Genomic DNA, 17,126 nt, shown 5'->3' on the forward strand with positions numbered 1-17,126 from the left:
CTCATTCGTAAAACGACTTAATAAGCGACAAATAATATATTGGACATCCCAATCCGGAAACTCCATTCTTGATTGATCCGAACCGGCGCGCCGCTCACCGGCGTAGCCCAGACAACGATGGAGTCCCCCATGGCTTACAACCGTCGCTCGAAGCACATCACGCAAGGCGTGGCCCGATCGCCGAATCGCTCGATGTATTACGCACTCGGCTACCAGAAGGACGATTTCGACAAGCCGATGGTCGGCATCGCGAACGGCCATTCGACGATCACGCCGTGCAATTCGGGCCTGCAGCGCCTGTCGGACGCGGCCGTCGCGGCCGTGAAGGCAGCCGGCGCGAACCCGCAGATCTTCGGCACGCCGACGATTTCGGACGGCATGTCGATGGGCACCGAAGGCATGAAGTACTCGCTCGTGTCGCGCGAGGTGATCGCCGACTGCATCGAGACCTGCGTGCAGGGGCAATGGATGGACGGCGTGGTCGTCGTCGGCGGCTGCGACAAGAACATGCCGGGCGGGATGATCGCGCTCGCGCGCCTGAACGTGCCGGGCATCTACGTGTACGGCGGCACGATCCGCCCCGGTAACTGGAAAGGCCGGGACCTGACGATCGTCTCGTCGTTCGAGGCGGTCGGCGAATTCACCGCGGGCCGGATGTCGCAGGAGGATTTCGAAGGGGTCGAGCAGAACGCATGCCCGACGTCGGGTTCGTGCGGCGGGATGTACACCGCGAACACGATGAGTTCGTCGTTCGAGGCGCTCGGGATGTCGCTGCTGTACTCGTCGACGATGGCGAACCCCGACGAGGAGAAGGTCGATTCGGCCGCCGAATCGGCGCGCGTGCTCGTCGAGGCCGTGAAGCGCGACCTGAAGCCGCGCGACATCATCACGAAGGAATCGATCGAGAACGCGGTGTCGGTGATCATGGCGACCGGCGGCTCGACCAATGCGGTGCTGCACTACCTCGCGATCGCGCACGCGGCCGAGGTCGACTGGACGATCGACGACTTCGAGCGCATCCGCAAGCGCGTGCCCGTGATCTGCGACCTGAAGCCGTCGGGGAAGTACGTCGCGACCGACCTGCATCGGGCCGGCGGGATTCCGCAGGTGCTGAAGATCCTGCTCGACGCAGGGCTGCTGCACGGCGACTGCATGACGATCACCGGCCGCACGATCGCCGACGAACTGAAGGACGTGCCCGGTGTGCCGCGGGCCGACCAGGACGTGATCTTCCCGATCGACCGCGCGCTGTACAAGGAAGGCCACCTTGCGATCCTGAAAGGCAATCTCGCCGAGGACGGCGCGGTCGCGAAGATCACCGGCCTGAAGAACCCGGTCATCACCGGTCCGGCGCGCGTGTTCGACGACGAGCAAAGCGCGATGGATGCGATTCTCGGCGACCGGATCCGCGCAGGCGACATCCTCGTGCTGCGCTACCTCGGCCCGAAGGGCGGCCCCGGCATGCCGGAAATGCTCGCGCCGACGTCCGCGATCATCGGCAAGGGGCTCGGCGAATCGGTCGGCTTCATCACCGACGGCCGCTTCTCGGGCGGGACCTGGGGCATGGTGGTCGGCCACGTCGCGCCCGAGGCGTTCGTCGGCGGCACGATCGCGCTCGTACAGGAAGGCGACTCGATCACGATCGATGCGCACCGGCTGCTGCTGCAGCTGAACGTCGACGACGCGGAACTCACGCGCCGCCGCGCCGCGTGGCAACAACCGGCGCCACGCTACACGCGCGGCGTGCTCGCGAAATTCGCGGCACTCGCCGGCCCGGCGAACCAGGGTGCCGTCACCGGTTGACGCGGATGTATCACGGCATGCGACCCCGATAACCATGGCCGCCGGGGGAACGCGCAAAACGCGCTTTCCCTTTGCTTTTATAATGCGCGGGTCATGAAGCCGGCCGTCCCCGCCGGCGGAGAACCGCATGAAACACTCGATATTGCGCGTCCTGCTCGCCACGCTGCTGATCGGCAGCGCGGCGGCTGCGCGTGCCGACCAGGCCGACGGGCTCGCGCTTGCCCAGCGCAAGAACTGCATGGCCTGTCACGCGATCAGCAAGCCGCTGATGGGCCCGTCGTTCCGCGACATCGCCGGCAAGTATGCGGCGCGCGGCGACGCCGTCGATTACCTTGCCCAGTCGATCGTGAAAGGCAGCGTCGGCGTATGGGGCAGCGTGCCGATGCCCGCCAATACGCAACTGACGAACACCGAAGCCCACACACTCGCGCAATGGGTGCTGTCGGTGCGCTGATCCAGACGCCCCGGGCGGGGTAGCCTCTGCCGGCAGCGCGAGCCAGCCCCAGCTGACCAGCAGCTCGCCGGCCGCTTCGCCGGCTCTTACTGGAATCGCACCCCGTTTTTCACCGGATCGGCCGCGCGCTCAACCGGCATGGCCGGTGCGGCGGCGTGCGATCTCTTCGTCGACCGCGTCACGCACCCAGTCCATCACCTCGGTTTCCAGTGCCAGCGCCACTTCGCGCGTGATCTGGCCGACCAGCCAGGCCGAATGCTCATGCAGCGCGTCGCGGCAGCGGGCCTCGATGGCGTCGCGCCCTTCCCCGGTCAGGTAATTCGTCAGCCGATTGCGCAGGCGCTCGGCAATGTGCTGTGCATCTTCCGGCGTCAGTCCGGCCGCTGCCTGCGCATCCGGCGGCGGCGCGGCGGCCGCTACGGCGGCCTCCGGCATGTGCGCTTCGCGCGCGTGCCCGATCGCTTCGTGCGCGACCGCGGTGAACGCGTGCTGCGGCACATCGTCGCCGGCCAGCGACGAGCGCAGCGGCGCACTCATCGCCACCGAATCTTCGGCGACCACGTGTTCCGCGGCGCCGGGTTCGGCCGGCGCATCGGTCTCGCCCATCGCGGCAGCACCAGCCACCGCCTCGTCGCCCGGCAATTCGACTGCCGGCACGTACGGCGTCGGCACGAGTTCGACCACGACGGAATCGGCATCGAGCGCGCCGGGCATGGAATCAGCCGGCGCAGCACCCGTGGTGTGTGGTGCGACCACGTCGGTGAGCACCGGAATCGCCGCACCGGCGGGCGGCTGCGGCGCGTCGGGCGCGGGCGAACGCGCCGGCACCGGCTTGCCCGGCACCAGCACGTCGGTGAGGGTCGGGATCGAGGATGAATCGGCTTCTGTCACGGCAACACTCCGTCGACGGTTGCGGCTAGCTGCCCTGCTTGTAGTTGTTCAGCGCGTATCCGCGGTCGCGGTAGAACCGGTAGCGGTCGCGGCCCGCGGCCAGCTCGTCCGGCGCGTTGCCGACCACTTCGAGCAGGCGCTCGAAGCGGGCGAACTGCGCAGGCACGGCAGCGCCGAGGTTCAGCAGCACGTGATGATGCGGTGCGCGATCGAGATCCGCGGCCAGCACGATCGGCGTGCCGGCTGCATGCTCGCTGTCGACACCGCAATGCGGGATGAAATCGAGCGGCGAGAACGTCCAGAGCTGCTCGTCGAGCGCGCGCAGGCGCGCGGGCTCGGCGAGCACGACGACCGGCTGCCCGGCCTGGTAGGCCTTGCGCAGCAGCCGGCACGCGTACGCGAGCGAATCGCCGACGTTCGAGTGGAAATCGATCCGCGTCATTGCCCGCGTACCCGCAGCGTCGTCAACACCGCCATCACTGGCCGGCGCGGTCGATCAGGAACTGCGCGAGCAACGGCACCGGACGGCCCGTCGCGCCCTTCGCCGCACCGCCCTTCCATGCGGTGCCCGCGATGTCGAGGTGGGCCCACGGATAGCTGTCGGTGAAGCGCGACAGGAAGCACGCGGCCGTCACGGCGCCGGCCGGGCGTCCGCCGATGTTCGCGAGATCCGCGAAGTTCGACTTCAGCTGATCCTGGTACTCGTCGTCGAGCGGCATGCGCCACGCCGGGTCGTTCGCCTCGCGCGACGCGTCGAGCAGTTCGCCCGCGAGCGCGTCGTCCGTCGAGAACAGGCCGCTGTTGTGGCCGCCCAGTGCGATCACGCAGGCGCCCGTCAGCGTTGCAACGTCGATCACGGCGGCCGGCTTGAAGCGCTCGGCATACGTGAGCGCGTCGCACAGGATCAGGCGGCCTTCGGCGTCGGTGTTCAGCACCTCGATCGTCAGGCCCTTCATGCTGGTGACGATGTCGCCCGGCTTCGTCGCGTTGCCGCCCGGCATGTTCTCGCAGGTCGGCACGATCGCGACGACGTTGATCTTCAGGCCCATCTCGGCGACCGCGCGCATCGTGCCGAGCACCGAACCGGCGCCGCACATGTCGTACTTCATCTCGTCCATGCCCTCGCCCGGCTTCAGCGAGATGCCGCCCGTGTCGAACGTGATGCCCTTGCCGACCAGCACGACCGGCGCGGCCTTCGCGGCGGCACCCTGGTAGTGCAGCACGATGAACTGCGGCGGCTCGACCGACGCGCGCGCGACCGACAGGAACGAGCCCATCTTCAGCGCCTGGATCTGCTTGAGCCCGAGCACGTCCGCCTTCAGGCCCCAATCCTTCGCGATCTTCTTCGCGGTGTTGCCGAGGTAGGTCGGCGTGCACACGTTACCGGGCAGGTTGCCGAGGTCGCGGGTGAGATCCATCCCGTTCGCGAGCGCGACGGCCTGCTTGACCGCGACCTTCGCGGCCTTTTCGTCGGACGGATCGACGCTGAACACGACGCGCTTGAGCGTGTGCGACGCCGGTTCCGGCTTGCTCTTCATCTGCGTGAAGCGGTAGGTCTCGTTGCGCAGCGCGAGAATCGCCGCACGCACGCCCCAGTCGGAGCTGCGCTCGTCGACCGGCAGTTGCGCGAGCGTGAACGTGACCTGGACGACCTTGGTCGCCAGCAGCGCGCGCCACGCGGACGTCACTGCATCGTTATAGGCTTTCTGGTTGAAAGCATCCTGCTTGCCGAGGCCGACGAGCAGCACGCGCGACGCGCCGATGCCCGACACTTCGTGCAGGAACAGCGTCTTGCCGCGCTTGCCGTCCATGTCGCCGGCCTTCACCACGCGCGAAATCAGCCCCTTGGTGGCCGTGTCGATGTCGAGCGCCGCGCCCGAAAGCGTCTGCGCCTCGAAGATGCCGAGCACGATGCAGTCGGACTTCCCGGTCAGGAACCCCTTGGCCTCGCCTTTGCTCCAATCACAGCCTTTTATGCTAAAGTCCATCGCGCTTGTCCTCGGATAAAATCTGGGCTAAGGATGAAAGCCGCAATTATCCGCTATTTTTCCCGTGGCGGCGCGAGCGCTCCGCTACGCGTGCGCAGCCTCCCGCCCTCTTCTCATCAAGAATGATCTTCGAACGCTCCCTCCAGCGCGAGCTTGCGTATACGGCTGGCGCCGTGTTCATGGTGCTGCTCACGATCATGCTCACGACGATGATGATCCGCATCGTCGGCTATGCCGCGTCCGGTGAAATCGATCCGCGGGACGTGCTCGTGCTGATCGGCCTGACCGTAATCGGCTACCTCGCCGTGATGCTCGTCGTCACGCTGTTCGTATCGATCCTGTTCGTGCTGACCCGGTGGTACCGGGATTCCGAAATGGTGGTGTGGCTCGCGTCGGGCGTGAGCCTCACGCGCCTCATCAAGCCGATCGGCGTGTTTGCCACGCCGATCATCCTGCTGATCGCGTTCTTCGCGTTCGTCGGCTGGCCGTGGTCGAACCAGCAAAGCAAGATGATCAAGGCGCGCTTCCAGCAGCGCGATGAAATCTCGCTGCTCGCACCGGGCCAGTTCCGCGAGTCGGCCACGAACCACCGCGTGTTCTTCATCGAGAAGATGACGCCCGACCAGAGCAAGGTGCAGAACGTGTTCGTCACGTCGACCGAGAACGGCAAGGTCAACGTGGTCGTGTCGCAGACGGGTCACACGGAAACGCACGACGGCAGCCGCTTCGTCGTCCTGGAAGACGGCCGCCGTTACGACGGCACGCCCGGCCAGCCGAACTTCAAGATCATGGAGTTCGAGCGCTACGGCGTGAAGATCACGAGCACGCCGGTCACCAACGTGCCGACCACGAACAGCACGTCGACGCCCGACCTGCTGCGCAACCCGACGCGCGACAACCTCGCGGAATTCGCGTGGCGCGCCGGGCTGCCGCTGATCGCGATCAACCTGCTGGTGCTCGGCATCCCGCTGTCGTACCAGAACCCGCGCCGCAGCCGCACGATCAACCTCGTGATGGCCGTGCTGATCTACCTCACGTACTCGAACCTGCTGAACGTCGTGCAGTCGCAGATCGAACAGGGCAAGATGTCGTTCGTCGTCGGCCTGGTCGGCCTGCACCTGGTCGTCGCGGCGATCGTCGCGGTCATCTTCTGGTTGCGCGTGCGCAATCGTCCGCTGTTTACACGCGCGCTGTTCGGCCGCTCGGGAGCATGATCGATGCGGCTCTATGAAAAGTACTTCGCGCGACAGATCTACATCACGTTCGTCTTCATCCTGTTCGCGTTCTCGGGCCTGTTCTTCTTCTTCGACCTGATCAGCGAACTGAACTCGGTCGGGCACGGCAACTACAAGTTCGGCTACGCGGTGCTGCGCGTCGCGCTGCAGACCCCGTCGCGCTTCTACGAGATCATCCCGGTCGCCGCACTGATCAGCGCGATCTACGTGTTCGCACAAATGGCCGCGAACTCGGAATTCACGATCTTTCGCGTGTCGGGTCTCGCGACCAACCAGGCGCTGCGCTCGCTGCTGAAGATCGGTATTCCGCTCGTGATCGTCACCTACCTGATCGGCGAATTCGTCGGCCCGTACGCCGATCAATTGTCCGAACGCGTGCGGCTGCAGGCCCTCGGCGCGTCGGTGTCGTCGAACTTCCAGTCGGGCGTGTGGGTGAAGGACACGCTCGCGGCCCGCAACAACGGCGAGCAGGTCACGCGCTTCGTCAACGTCGGCAGCCTGTCGCCCGATTCGACGATCAGCAACGTGCGCATCTACGAATTCGATTCGAAATTCCAGCTGCAGAACGTGCGGATCGCGCAAACGGGACGCTACGAGCCGCCCGGCCACTGGCTGCTGAAAGGCGTCACCGAGACCGAGCTGACGCCGATCAAGCCGATCAGCGGCCAGCCGGCCGACGCGCTGAACCCCGTGTACCGGTCGCAGCAGGTATCGCTGCCCGAATACCGGCTGCGTTCGGACCTGACACCGCAGATCCTGTCGGTGCTGCTCGTGTCGCCGGAGCGCATGTCGATCATCAACCTGTTCCGCTACATCCAGCACTTGCGCGAGAACCAGCAGGACACGCAGCGCTACGACATCGCACTGTGGCGCAAGCTGCTGTATCCGTTCGCGGTGTTCGTGATGCTCGTGCTGTCGCTGCCGTTCGCGTACCTGCACACGCGTGCGGGCGTGGTCGGCGTGAAGGTGTTCGGCGGCATCATGCTCGGCATGAGCTTCCAGTTGCTCAATACGCTGTTCTCGCACATCGGCACGCTGAGCGCGTGGCCCGCGCCGCTCACCGCTGCGACACCGGGCCTCATCTATCTCGCGCTCGGCCTGTTCTCGCTCAAGTGGGTCGACCGGCACTGAGCGCCGCGTCATGACGGAGGCTTCGACATGAGTTCGCACGGCATCGTCCTGTTCGGCCACGGGGCCCGCGATCCGCGCTGGGCCGAGCCGTTCGAGCGGCTCGCCACGCGGCTGCGCGGCGCCGCCTCCCCTGCCCCGCACGTGTCGCTCGCGTTCCTCGAACTGATGACGCCGTCGCTCGCCGACGCCGTCGCCGCGCAGGTCGCGGCCGGCTGCTCGCGCATCACCGTGGTGCCCGTGTTCTTCGGCCAGGGCGGCCATGTCCGCCGCGATCTGCCGCAGCTCGTCGACGCATGCCGCGCCGCCCATCCCGGCATCGAGATCCGCTGCGCGACGGCCGTCGGCGAAGACGACGGCGTGCTCGACGCGATCGCCCGCTACTGCATCGACCAGATCGGCAGCGCGTAAGCCGCACAGTCACGGCACACAAAGAAAAAGCGCTGGCCTAAGCCAGCGCTTTTTTCGTTTCAGACTCCAGCCGGATCCCGCTCAGGCCGCATTTCGCAGCGAATCGCCCTCTTTCGCCTGACCGGCGCGCTCGGCGAACGCGTCGCCGATCATCAGCAGGCTCGGTTCCGCGGGATCGAGCCACGCCTGTGCGTCGCCCGCCGCCATCTGCGCAAGCGTCAGCGTCAGCGTGCGCTCGCGCGTGGTGCTGCACGCCTCGACGATCGCCACGGGCGTCGCCGGCGCACGGCCTGCGTCGATCAGTTCCTGCGCGATGCCGGGCGCGCTGTCGCGGCCCATGTAGTAGACGATCGAGTCGGCGCGCGCGGCTTCGCGGATCTCGTCGCTGCCCGGCGCGCGGCTGTGGGTCGCGAACGCGACGCTGCGCGACACACCGCGCAACGTCAGCGACCGCTTCAGCGTCGCCGCACCGGCCAGCGCCGCGGTGATGCCCGGCACGACCTCGTAGTCGATGCCGGCCGCTTCCAGCGCACGCATCTCCTCTTCCGCGCGGCCGAACAGCATCGGGTCACCGCCCTTCAGCCGCACGACGCACGCATGTTCGCGCGCCGCATCGATGATCTGCTTGTTGATGAAATGCTGCGCGGTCGAGCGCTGCCCGCAGCGCTTGCCGACTGCGATCCGGCGCGCATTCGGCGCGTAGTCGAGCATCGCGGGCTCGACGAGCGCGTCGTGCAGCACGACGTCGGCCTGCGCGAGCAGGCGCGCGCCGCGCACCGTGATGAGGTCCGCCGCGCCCGGCCCTGCTCCGATCAGATACACCTTGCCCATGTTTGTCGCTTCGCTTCGTCCGTGCGGACGTTTGCGTACGGCCCGCGCCGCCGTGTGGCGGCGCGGTTTGCCGCGCAGATTGACGATTACGCCGAGAACGCCCGGATCATGCCGGCGGCGACCGTGTGGTGCGTCGCTTCGTCGATCAGCACGAACGCGCCCGTGCCCGGATGCGCATCGTACGTATCGCAGACGATCGGCTTCTGCAGCGTCAGCGCGACGCGGCCGATGTCGTTCATCTTCAGGTCGTGGCGGTCGGTCGCGTGCGACAGCGTATGCACGTCGAGCACCTGCTTGACCGCGCCGATCTTCGCGAACACCGTGCTCGTGGTCTGCTTCAGCAGGTACTTGCGCTGCGGCGACAGCGGCGTCTCGTCGAACCAGCACAGGTCGGCCTCGAGCTTCTTGGCCGGCTCGACCGGCTCGGCGGTCGTGACGAACATGTCGCCGCGCGACACGTCGACGTCTTCCGCCAGGCGGATCGTCACGGCCTGGCCCGCGAACGCGTGCGCGACGGACGCGGTGCCGCCCGGCACCGGCGCGACGATCTCGGCGATCGTTGCCGTGCGGTTCGATGGCAGCACGACGATCTCGTCGCCGACCTTCACTTCGCCCGACTCGATACGGCCCATGTAGCCGCGGAAATCGTCGGCCGAGCTGCCGTCCTGGCGCGCGACCCACTGCACCGGGAAGCGCAGCGCGTCATGCGCCTGCGTCTCGACCGGCAGCGACTCGAGCACATCGAGGAGCGGCTCGCCTGCGTACCACGGCATGCGCTCGCTCGCGCCGACGATGTTGTCGCCCTTCAGCGCCGACACCGGCACGAAGCGCACGTCGGTGAGGCCGAGCTGTTTCGCCAGCGTGACGTACGCGTCGCGAATCTCGTTGAAGCGCGCTTCGCTGTAGTCGACGAGGTCCATCTTGTTGATCGCGACGATCACGTGCTGCAGCGCGAGCAGCTTGACGATTGCGCTGTGGCGCTTGGTCTGCGGCAGCAGGTCGGCGACACCGTTCTCGACCGTCACGCGCGTCGCGTCGACCAGGATGATCGCCGCGTGCGCGGTCGATGCGCCCGTCACCATGTTGCGCGTGTACTGCTCGTGGCCCGGCGTATCGGCGATGATGAACTTGCGCTTCGCGGTCGCGAAGTAGCGGTACGCGACGTCGATCGTGATGCCCTGCTCGCGCTCGGCTTCGAGACCGTCAGTCAGCAGCGCGAGGTCGAGCTCGTCGCCGACCGTGCGCTTGTTCTTCGCACGCGACAGCGCGGACAGCTGGTCGGACAGCACGGCCTTGCTGTCGTACAGCAGGCGGCCGATCAGCGTGCTCTTGCCGTCGTCGACGCTGCCTGCGGTGATGAAGCGCAGCACGCCGAGGTCTTCGGTGTTCTCGATGATGCTCATGATGTGAATGTCCTCGTGTGCTTCAGAAATAACCTTGCTTCTTGCGCTGTTCCATCGCGGCTTCGGAGGCCTGGTCGTCCATCCGGGTCGCGCCGCGCTCGGTGATCTCGGTCACCGCCGTCTCGGCGATGATCTTCTCGACGTCGTCCGCGTCGCTCTCGACCGGGCACGTGCAGGAAATATCGCCGACCGTGCGGAAGCGCACCTGCGCGAGCTCGCTCGTTTCACCCTCACGCATCGGCGTGAGCGGCGTGACCGGCACGAGCAGCCCGTTGCGGCGCACGATCTCGCGCTCGTGCGCGTAATAGATCGACGGCAGTTCGAGGTTCTCGCGCGCGATGTACTGCCACACGTCGAGTTCGGTCCAGTTCGAGATCGGGAACACGCGCAGGTGCTCGCCCTTGTGCAGGCGGGCGTTGTACAGGCTCCACAGTTCCGGGCGCTGTGCCTTCGGATCCCACTGGCCGAATTCGTCGCGGAACGAGAAAATGCGCTCCTTCGCACGTGCCTTCTCTTCGTCACGGCGCGCACCGCCGATCAGCGCCGTATAGCCGTGCTGTTCGATCGTCTCGAGCAGCGTGACGGCCTGCGCGGCATTGCGCGAATCGGTTTCGCGGCGCAGCACGACCGTGCCGCGCTTGATCGAATCCTCGACGTGGCCGACGACCAGCTCGGCGCCGAGCTCTTGCGCGCGGCGATCGCGGAAGTCGATCACTTCTTCGTAGTTGTGGCCCGTGTCGATGTGCACGAGCGGGAACGGCAGCGTCGTCTTGCGGTTCGCGCCGAGGCCGAACGCCTTCAGTGCCAGATGCAGCACGACGACCGAATCCTTGCCGCCCGAGAACAACAGCGCCGGCTTGCTGCATTCGGCGACCAGTTCGCGCAGGATATGAATCGACTCGGCTTCGAGCCAGTCGAGGTGGCCCATGCGGTTGTCAGCACCGGCGGGCGGGGCAAAGGCGGATTGCTCGAGCGTCGTGCTCATGATTTCAGTCCTTCTCTTCTGGGTTCGTGCCGCCCGCTGTCGCAGGCGGCGCAATATTCAGTTTCTTGTCAGGCTTTCAGTGCGTGGCGCCGGCGACGGCTTCCGCGGGAATCGGCGTGATCGTGATGTGCAGGCCGCATTCCTTCGTATCGCGCGACTCCCACCACCAGCGGCCCGCGCGGCTGTCCTCACCGGGACGGATCGCCCGCGTACAGGGCTCGCAGCCGATGCTCGGGTAGCCGCGTGCGTGCAGCGGGTTCACCGGCACCTCAAACGCGTTAAGGTACGCCCACACGTCGGCTTCCGTCCAGTCGGCGAGCGGGTTGTACTTCGCGATCCCGCGCGCTTCGTCCTGTTCTTCCTCGTGCAGCTCGGCACGTGTGACCGACTGCTCGCGGCGCTGACCCGTGACCCATGCACCGACGTCCGAGAGCGCGCGATTCAGCGGCTCGACCTTGCGGATGTGGCAGCACGACTTGCGCAGCTCGACGCTCTCGTAGAACGCGTTCAGGCCGTGCTCGGCGACGTACTGGTCGACTGCGTCCTGCCGCGGATGGAACTGCTCGATCTCGTAGCCGTAGCGCTCGCGCACGCGGTCGATCATGCCGAGCGTTTCCGCGTGCAGGCGGCCCGTGTTCAGCGAAAAGATGCCGATCCGCGCACCCTTCGACAGGATCGCATGCGTCAGCAGCATGTCTTCCGCCGCGAGGCTGCTCGCGAACTTTACCTTCTCGTGACGGGCACCGATCTGCGCGAGCAGCGCGTCGAGGCGCTCGACCTTCGCGGCGAGTTCCGGGCTCAGCGCGGTGGCGGCGGCGCTCATGCGCTCACCTTCGCTTCGGGCGTCGCTACGTCGGCCGTCGCGGCGCGGCGGCGGAACAGCGGTTCGGGCTGGTCGAACGCGCCCTGATAACGCTGCGTGAATTCCGTGAACGCATTCAGCGCGTCGTGGATGTCCTTGTCGGCGCGCACCGCGAACGCGTCGAAGCCGCAACGCGACATGTACAGCAACTGGTCGCGCAGCACGTCGCCGATCGAGCGCAGTTCGCCCGTCCAGCCGTGGCGCTCGCGCAACAGGCGCGCGATGCTGTAGCCGCGGCCGTCCGCGAAGCGCGGGAAGTCGACCGCGATCAGCGAAATCGCGCCGAAGTCGGCCACGAGATCGGCCGGCTCGCTGTCCGGGGCGAGCCACACGCCGAGCTCGTCCTTCGTCTTCGCGGCGACGAGCGCCGCGCGCTCGGCCTGCCACAACGCGAACGGCACCAGCACCTTGCCGGCCGGCAACGCGTCGACCGCGGGCAGTGCACCGTCTTCCGCCGCGCGCACGACCTGCCATGCATCGTCGATCACTGCGCGGTTCTTGATAATCGAAGCCATCTGCTAATTCCTTGTACCCGGTTGGTTACGCGTTCACTGCCTGGCGCGCCGCATACACGCGCTCCTTGAACGGCGCGATGCCGATGCGGTCGTACGTTTCGACGAAGCGTTCGCCGTCGATGCGCGATTCGACGAACGTATCGATCAGCTTCGCGATCACGTCGGGCACTTCTTCCGCCGAGAACGACGGCCCGATCACGCGGCCGAGACGCGCGCCGTTCCGGCCCGTGCCCTGCTCGCCGCCGAGCGACACCTGGTACCACTCGGCGCCGTCCTTGTCGACACCGAGGATGCCGATGTTGCCGACGTGGTGGTGACCGCACGAGTTCATGCAACCGGAAATGTTCAGCGACAGGTCGCCGAGGTCGTACACATAGTCCAGATCGTCGAAACGCTGCTGGATCGCCAGCGCGATCGGGATCGACTTCGCGTTCGCGAGCGAGCAGAAATCGCCGCCCGGGCACGCAATGATGTCGGTCAGCAGGCCGATGTTCGGCGTCGCGAAACTCGCCGCCTTCGCCTTTTCCCACACCGCGAACAGGTCGCGCTTCTTCACGTTCGCGAGAATCAGGTTCTGCTCGTGCGACACGCGCAGCTCGCCGAGCGAGTATTCGTCGGCCCAGTCGGCCACCAGTTCCATCTGCGCGTCGGTCGCATCGCCCGGCGCCACGCGGTGATCCTTCAGCGACAGCGTGACGGCCGCATAGCCGGCCACCTTGTGCGGCGCAACATTACGCTCGACCCAGCGCGCGAATGCCTTGTTTTCGAGCAGGTGCTGTTCGAACGATGCGTCGGTGTCGGCCAGCTTCTCGTAGACGGGCGGCTGGAAATATTGCGACACGCGATCGACTTCCGCCTGCGTGAGCGTCGACGGGCCGTCCTTCAGGTGCTGCCACTCTTCCTCGACCTGCTGCGCGAACTTCGCGGGCGACAGCGCCTTCACGAGGATCTTGATGCGCGCCTTGTACAGGTTGTCGCGGCGGCCGTAACGGTTGTATACGCGCAGCACGGCTTCGCAGTAGGTCAGCAGGTGCTGCCACGGCAGGTCTTCCTTGATCACCGCGCCGATGATCGGCGTGCGGCCGAGGCCGCCGCCCGCGAGGATGCTCGCGACCACTTCGCCCTGCGCGTTCTTCTTCAGGTACACGCCGAGGTCGTGAATCTGCACGGCCGCGCGGTCGTCCTTCGAGCCCGACACCGCGATCTTGAACTTGCGCGGCAGCCATGCGAATTCGGGATGGAACGTCGACCACTGGCGCAGGATTTCCGACCACGGACGCGGATCGATCTCTTCGTCCTGGGCAACGCCGGCGAACTGGTCCGCCGTGATGTTGCGGATGCAGTTGCCCGAAGTCTGGATGCCGTGCATCTGCACCGACGCGAGCTTCGCGAGGATCTCGGGCGTGTCTTCCAGCTCGATCCAGTTGAACTGGATGTTCGAGCGGGTCGAGAAGTGACCGTAGCCGCGGTCGTGTTCGCGGGCGATGCGCGCCAGCATCCGGAGCTGGTCGCTGCGCAGGTTGCCGTAAGGAATCGCGATGCGGTGCATGTATGCGTGGCGCTGCATGTACAGGCCGTTCTGCAGGCGCAGCGGACGGAATTCTTCTTCGCTCAACTCGCCCGACAGGCGGCGGCGCACCTGATCGCGGTACTGCGCGACACGCTCGTCGACGATCGTCTGGTCGTATTGGTCGTACTGATACATTCGGGGACCCCAGGGGTTTTCGTGGTGACCGCGCGACGTCCTAGCCACGTCGCGCCCGAATCTCCGTTCCACCGTCACTGTCGCCGGCATCCGCTGCCGGGTGGATTGCTAATGACGAAAACAGATATCCATATTTGAAAAACTCCGGTGAATCGTAATAAACTCGCCTTATATTTCAAACGACTAAAAAATTCTGTTGATATGCGGAAGGGTTATAAATGAACCTGCACCAATTTCGCTTCGTGCGCGAGGCCGTCCGGCAGAATTTCAACCTCACCGAGGCCGCCAAGGCGCTCTACACGTCGCAACCGGGGGTATCGAAGGCGATCATCGAACTCGAGGACGAGCTGGGCGTGGAGATCTTCACGCGGCACGGCAAGCGCGTGCGCTCGCTCACCGAGCCGGGCAGGATCATCCTCGCGTCGGTCGAGCGGATTCTCCAGGAGGTTGAAAGCCTTAAAAGGGTCGGGAAAGATTATGCCGCACAGGATCAGGGCAACCTGACCATCGCAGCGACCCACACGCAGGCCCGCTACTCGCTGCCGGCCGCGATCGCCGAATTCAAGAAGCGCTTCCCGAAAGTGCACCTGTCGATCCTGCAGGGCAGCCCGACGCAGGTGGCCGAGATGGTGATCCACGACCAGGCCGATCTCGCGATCGCGACCGAGGCGATCTCCGACTACAAGGAACTCGTGTCGCTGCCCTGCTTCCAGTGGCACCACGCGGCCGTCGTGCCGGCCGACCACCCGCTGCTCGAACGCAAGCCGATCACGCTCGACGATCTCGCGCAGTACCCGCTGATCACATACGAGGGTGCGTTCGCGGGCCGCAAGAAGATCAATCACGCGTTCGCGCTGCGCGGGCTGTCGCCGGACATCGTGCTCGAGGCGATCGACGCCGACGTGATCAAGACCTACGTCGAACTCGGCCTCGGCGTCGGCATCATGGCCGACATCGCGTTCAATCCCGAACGCGACCGCAACCTGCGGCTGATCCCGGTCGGCCACCTGTTCGGCAGCAACGTGACGCGCGTCGCGCTCAAGCAGGGCGCCTACCTGCGCAGCTATGTGTATACGCTCGTCGAACTGCTGTCGCCGACGCTGAACCGCAAGCTGATCGAACAGGCGCTCAAGGGTGAAGCCGAATCGTACGAGCTCTGAGCCGCGTGTATAAACGAAGGGGCGCACATCGCGCCCCTTTTTGCTGCCCGACGGAGATTCCCGCATGACGCTTTCCGCCCTGTTGCGCCGCGCCGCCTGCGCCGCCCTCGTGCTGACCTGCGCGGCCGCGCATGCCGACCTGAAGGTCGGCGTCGACCTGTCGTCGACCGGCCCGGCCGCCGCGATCGGCATCACGAGCAAGAACGCGATCCTGATGTGGCCGAAGACGATCGCCGGGCAGCCCGTGCAGGTGACGGTGCTCGACGATGCGTCCGACCCGGGCACCGCGGTGCGCAACATCCGCAAGCTGGTCGACGAGGATCACGTCGACGTCGTGGTCGGGCCGAACATCACGCCGGCCGCGCTCGCGGCACTCGATGCGGTGGCCGCCGGGCAGACGCCGATGATCACGCTGGTCGGCTCCGGCGCGATCGTCGAGCCGCAGGAAGGCGCACGGACCTGGGCGTTCAAGATGGCGCAGAGCGACCGCGCGATGGCCGACGTGATGACGCGCTATATGGCGAACCATGGCGTGAAGTCGGTCGGCTTCATCGGCTTCGCGGACAGCTACGGCGACAGCTGGCTGAACGAGTTCACGCGCTTCGCGGAACTGCGCAAGATCCGCGTCGTCGCGACCGAGCGCTACAACCGCACGGACGCGAGCGTCACGGGCCAGGCGCTGAAGCTGATCGCGGCGAAGCCCGACGCGATCCTGATCGCGGGCTCGGGCACGCCGGCCGTCCTGCCGCAGCGCACGCTGATCGAACGCGGCTACAAGGGCCCGATCTACCAGACGCACGGAATCGCGACACCGGAATTCATCAAGCTTGGCGGCAAGGACGTCGACGGGACGCTGTTCCCGACCCAGCCGGTGGTCGTCGCGCGCACGCTGCCGGCCGATCATCCGGCCCGCAAGGCCGCGCTCGCATTCGTCGACGCATACGAGGCGAAGTACGGCGCCGGCACGGTCACGCAGTTCGCGGGCGACGCGGCGGGTGTCTACCCACGCCTCGCCGACGCGGTCGGCCGCGCGCTGAAGGCCGCGCAGCCCGGCACGCCCGCGTTCCGCGCGGCGCTGCGGCGCGAGCTGGAACACGCGCACGAACTCGTCGTGCCGAACGGCGTCGTCAATACCAGCGACAAGGATCATGTGGGACTCGACCAGCGCGCGAGCGTGATGGGAATCGTCAAGCAGGGCCGGTTCGTCTACCTGAGCCAGTGACGTGCGCGACCGGCATTCGGGCAGCTTGCCCGGCGTCGGGATTTCGGACATAATCCGCGTTTCGCCGCGCACCATCGCATGCGCGGCCAGGATCAAGCCCAGGTGGTGAAATTGGTAGACGCAGGGGACTCAAAATCCCCCGCCGCAAGGCGTGCCGGTTCGATTCCGGCCCTGGGCACCAGAATTCTCGCAGCGTGAAGCGCTGCGTCTCCCAAAACCCGCGCAAGCTCGCCGCTTCGCGGGTTTTTGTTTTTGCCGCACGCACGCGCAACGCGTACCCCCGCGCAGCAGTCCAAGCACTATGAGGATGCGCGGCACGGAGGCACGCCATGTCCATGCGCACGATTTCATCTCCGCTCTGCCGCCGCGTGCTCGCCGTGGCGCTGTCGTTCATGCTGGCCGGATGCGACGTACTGACCGCGCCGCCGGTGCCCGACTGGCCGGGCCCGCACGCGCCCTACCCGTTCCCGGACAGCATTCCGCATCGCACCGAATGAATGGACGGGAAGGCCGCCGTCGGCACTTCGACTCAA

At 66.4% G+C, this 17,126-nt stretch carries 17 protein-coding genes and 1 tRNA gene; 9 read left to right on the plus strand and 9 right to left on the minus strand.

Annotated elements, in window-relative coordinates:
• Positions 1-129 precede the first annotated feature (129 nt).
• Together ilvD and ACPTTF_RS13340 are read left to right on the plus strand one after the other, a co-directional pair.
• Positions 130-1,803, plus strand: coding sequence for a dihydroxy-acid dehydratase (ilvD, locus tag ACPTTF_RS13335; protein ID WP_166961205.1), 1,674 nt, complete (start codon positions 130-132; stop codon positions 1,801-1,803).
• Positions 1,804-1,930: 127 nt separating this feature from the next.
• Complete coding sequence (locus ACPTTF_RS13340) at positions 1,931-2,257, plus strand: c-type cytochrome (RefSeq protein WP_423371422.1); 327 nt, start codon at positions 1,931-1,933, stop codon at positions 2,255-2,257.
• A 129-nt stretch (positions 2,258-2,386) separates the two neighbouring features.
• Here ACPTTF_RS13340 and ACPTTF_RS13345 read toward each other — a convergent pair whose 3' ends face one another.
• From ACPTTF_RS13345 to ACPTTF_RS13355, 3 genes are read right to left on the minus strand one after another with little or no spacing between them, the layout of a single operon-like run.
• Positions 2,387-3,148 carry a DUF2486 family protein gene (locus ACPTTF_RS13345; RefSeq protein WP_423371423.1) on the minus strand — a complete coding sequence of 254 codons (762 nt, stop codon included), beginning with the start codon at positions 3,146-3,148 and terminating at the stop codon, positions 2,387-2,389.
• Between the two features lie 25 nt (positions 3,149-3,173).
• Complete coding sequence (locus ACPTTF_RS13350; RefSeq protein WP_176050655.1) at positions 3,174-3,590, minus strand: DNA polymerase III subunit chi; 417 nt, start codon at positions 3,588-3,590, stop codon at positions 3,174-3,176.
• A 34-nt stretch (positions 3,591-3,624) separates the two neighbouring features.
• Complete coding sequence (locus tag ACPTTF_RS13355; protein WP_423371424.1) at positions 3,625-5,136, minus strand: leucyl aminopeptidase; 1,512 nt, start codon at positions 5,134-5,136, stop codon at positions 3,625-3,627.
• 122 nt (positions 5,137-5,258) lie between these two features.
• Between ACPTTF_RS13355 and lptF the strand changes: the two genes are divergently transcribed.
• The 3 genes from lptF to ACPTTF_RS13370 are packed head-to-tail and all read left to right on the plus strand — an operon-like array spanning position 5,259 to position 7,910.
• Positions 5,259-6,350 (plus strand): LPS export ABC transporter permease LptF, encoded by a 1,092-nt coding sequence (lptF, locus tag ACPTTF_RS13360; RefSeq protein WP_166961217.1) that lies wholly within the window; start codon positions 5,259-5,261, stop codon positions 6,348-6,350.
• A gap of 3 nt (positions 6,351-6,353) precedes the next feature.
• Complete coding sequence (gene lptG / locus ACPTTF_RS13365; RefSeq protein WP_166961220.1) at positions 6,354-7,502, plus strand: LPS export ABC transporter permease LptG; 1,149 nt, start codon at positions 6,354-6,356, stop codon at positions 7,500-7,502.
• A 27-nt stretch (positions 7,503-7,529) separates the two neighbouring features.
• On the plus strand, positions 7,530-7,910 hold the full coding sequence (locus ACPTTF_RS13370; RefSeq protein WP_423371425.1) for a sirohydrochlorin chelatase: 381 nt from the start codon (positions 7,530-7,532) through the stop codon (positions 7,908-7,910).
• A gap of 81 nt (positions 7,911-7,991) precedes the next feature.
• Here the strand turns inward: ACPTTF_RS13370 and cobA are convergent, their stop codons facing one another.
• From cobA to ACPTTF_RS13400, 6 genes are all read right to left on the minus strand, one after another.
• Positions 7,992-8,741 (minus strand): uroporphyrinogen-III C-methyltransferase, encoded by a 750-nt coding sequence (gene cobA / locus ACPTTF_RS13375; RefSeq protein ID WP_423371426.1) that lies wholly within the window; start codon positions 8,739-8,741, stop codon positions 7,992-7,994.
• Between the two features lie 86 nt (positions 8,742-8,827).
• Positions 8,828-10,144, minus strand: coding sequence for a sulfate adenylyltransferase subunit 1 (locus ACPTTF_RS13380; protein WP_166961229.1), 1,317 nt, complete (start codon positions 10,142-10,144; stop codon positions 8,828-8,830).
• A 22-nt stretch (positions 10,145-10,166) separates the two neighbouring features.
• Entirely contained in the window at positions 10,167-11,129 is a 963-nt protein-coding gene (cysD, locus tag ACPTTF_RS13385) for a sulfate adenylyltransferase subunit CysD (protein ID WP_166961232.1), read from the minus strand.
• A gap of 76 nt (positions 11,130-11,205) precedes the next feature.
• On the minus strand, positions 11,206-11,952 hold the full coding sequence (locus ACPTTF_RS13390; RefSeq protein ID WP_423371427.1) for a phosphoadenylyl-sulfate reductase: 747 nt from the start codon (positions 11,950-11,952) through the stop codon (positions 11,206-11,208).
• Positions 11,949-12,506: a DUF934 domain-containing protein gene (locus tag ACPTTF_RS13395; RefSeq protein ID WP_166961238.1), complete on the minus strand. Its 558-nt coding sequence runs from the start codon at positions 12,504-12,506 to the stop codon at positions 11,949-11,951. Before ACPTTF_RS13395 ends, ACPTTF_RS13390 begins: the two co-directional genes overlap by 4 nt.
• Positions 12,507-12,531: 25 nt before the next feature.
• Positions 12,532-14,211, minus strand: coding sequence for a nitrite/sulfite reductase (locus ACPTTF_RS13400; protein ID WP_423371428.1), 1,680 nt, complete (start codon positions 14,209-14,211; stop codon positions 12,532-12,534).
• A 218-nt stretch (positions 14,212-14,429) separates the two neighbouring features.
• On the opposite strand from ACPTTF_RS13400, the gene ACPTTF_RS13405 reads away from it, so the two are divergent.
• From ACPTTF_RS13405 to ACPTTF_RS13420, 4 genes are all read left to right on the plus strand, one after another.
• The gene (locus ACPTTF_RS13405) at positions 14,430-15,371 is read left to right on the plus strand and encodes a CysB family HTH-type transcriptional regulator (protein WP_166961243.1); all 942 of its coding nucleotides are present in this window, start codon (positions 14,430-14,432) and stop codon (positions 15,369-15,371) included.
• Between the two features lie 64 nt (positions 15,372-15,435).
• Positions 15,436-16,593, plus strand: a complete 1,158-nt coding sequence (locus ACPTTF_RS13410; RefSeq protein ID WP_423371429.1) for an ABC transporter substrate-binding protein — start codon at positions 15,436-15,438, stop codon at positions 16,591-16,593.
• A gap of 96 nt (positions 16,594-16,689) precedes the next feature.
• A tRNA-Leu gene (locus ACPTTF_RS13415) sits at positions 16,690-16,774 on the plus strand.
• 148 nt (positions 16,775-16,922) lie between these two features.
• A complete protein-coding gene (locus ACPTTF_RS13420; protein WP_166961247.1) occupies positions 16,923-17,090 on the plus strand; it encodes a hypothetical protein in 168 nt (55 codons plus the stop codon).
• Positions 17,091-17,126 lie beyond the last annotated feature (36 nt).

It is taken from the genome of Burkholderia crassaminum, from assembly GCF_964265005.1.
GTDB lineage: Bacteria > Pseudomonadota > Gammaproteobacteria > Burkholderiales > Burkholderiaceae > Burkholderia.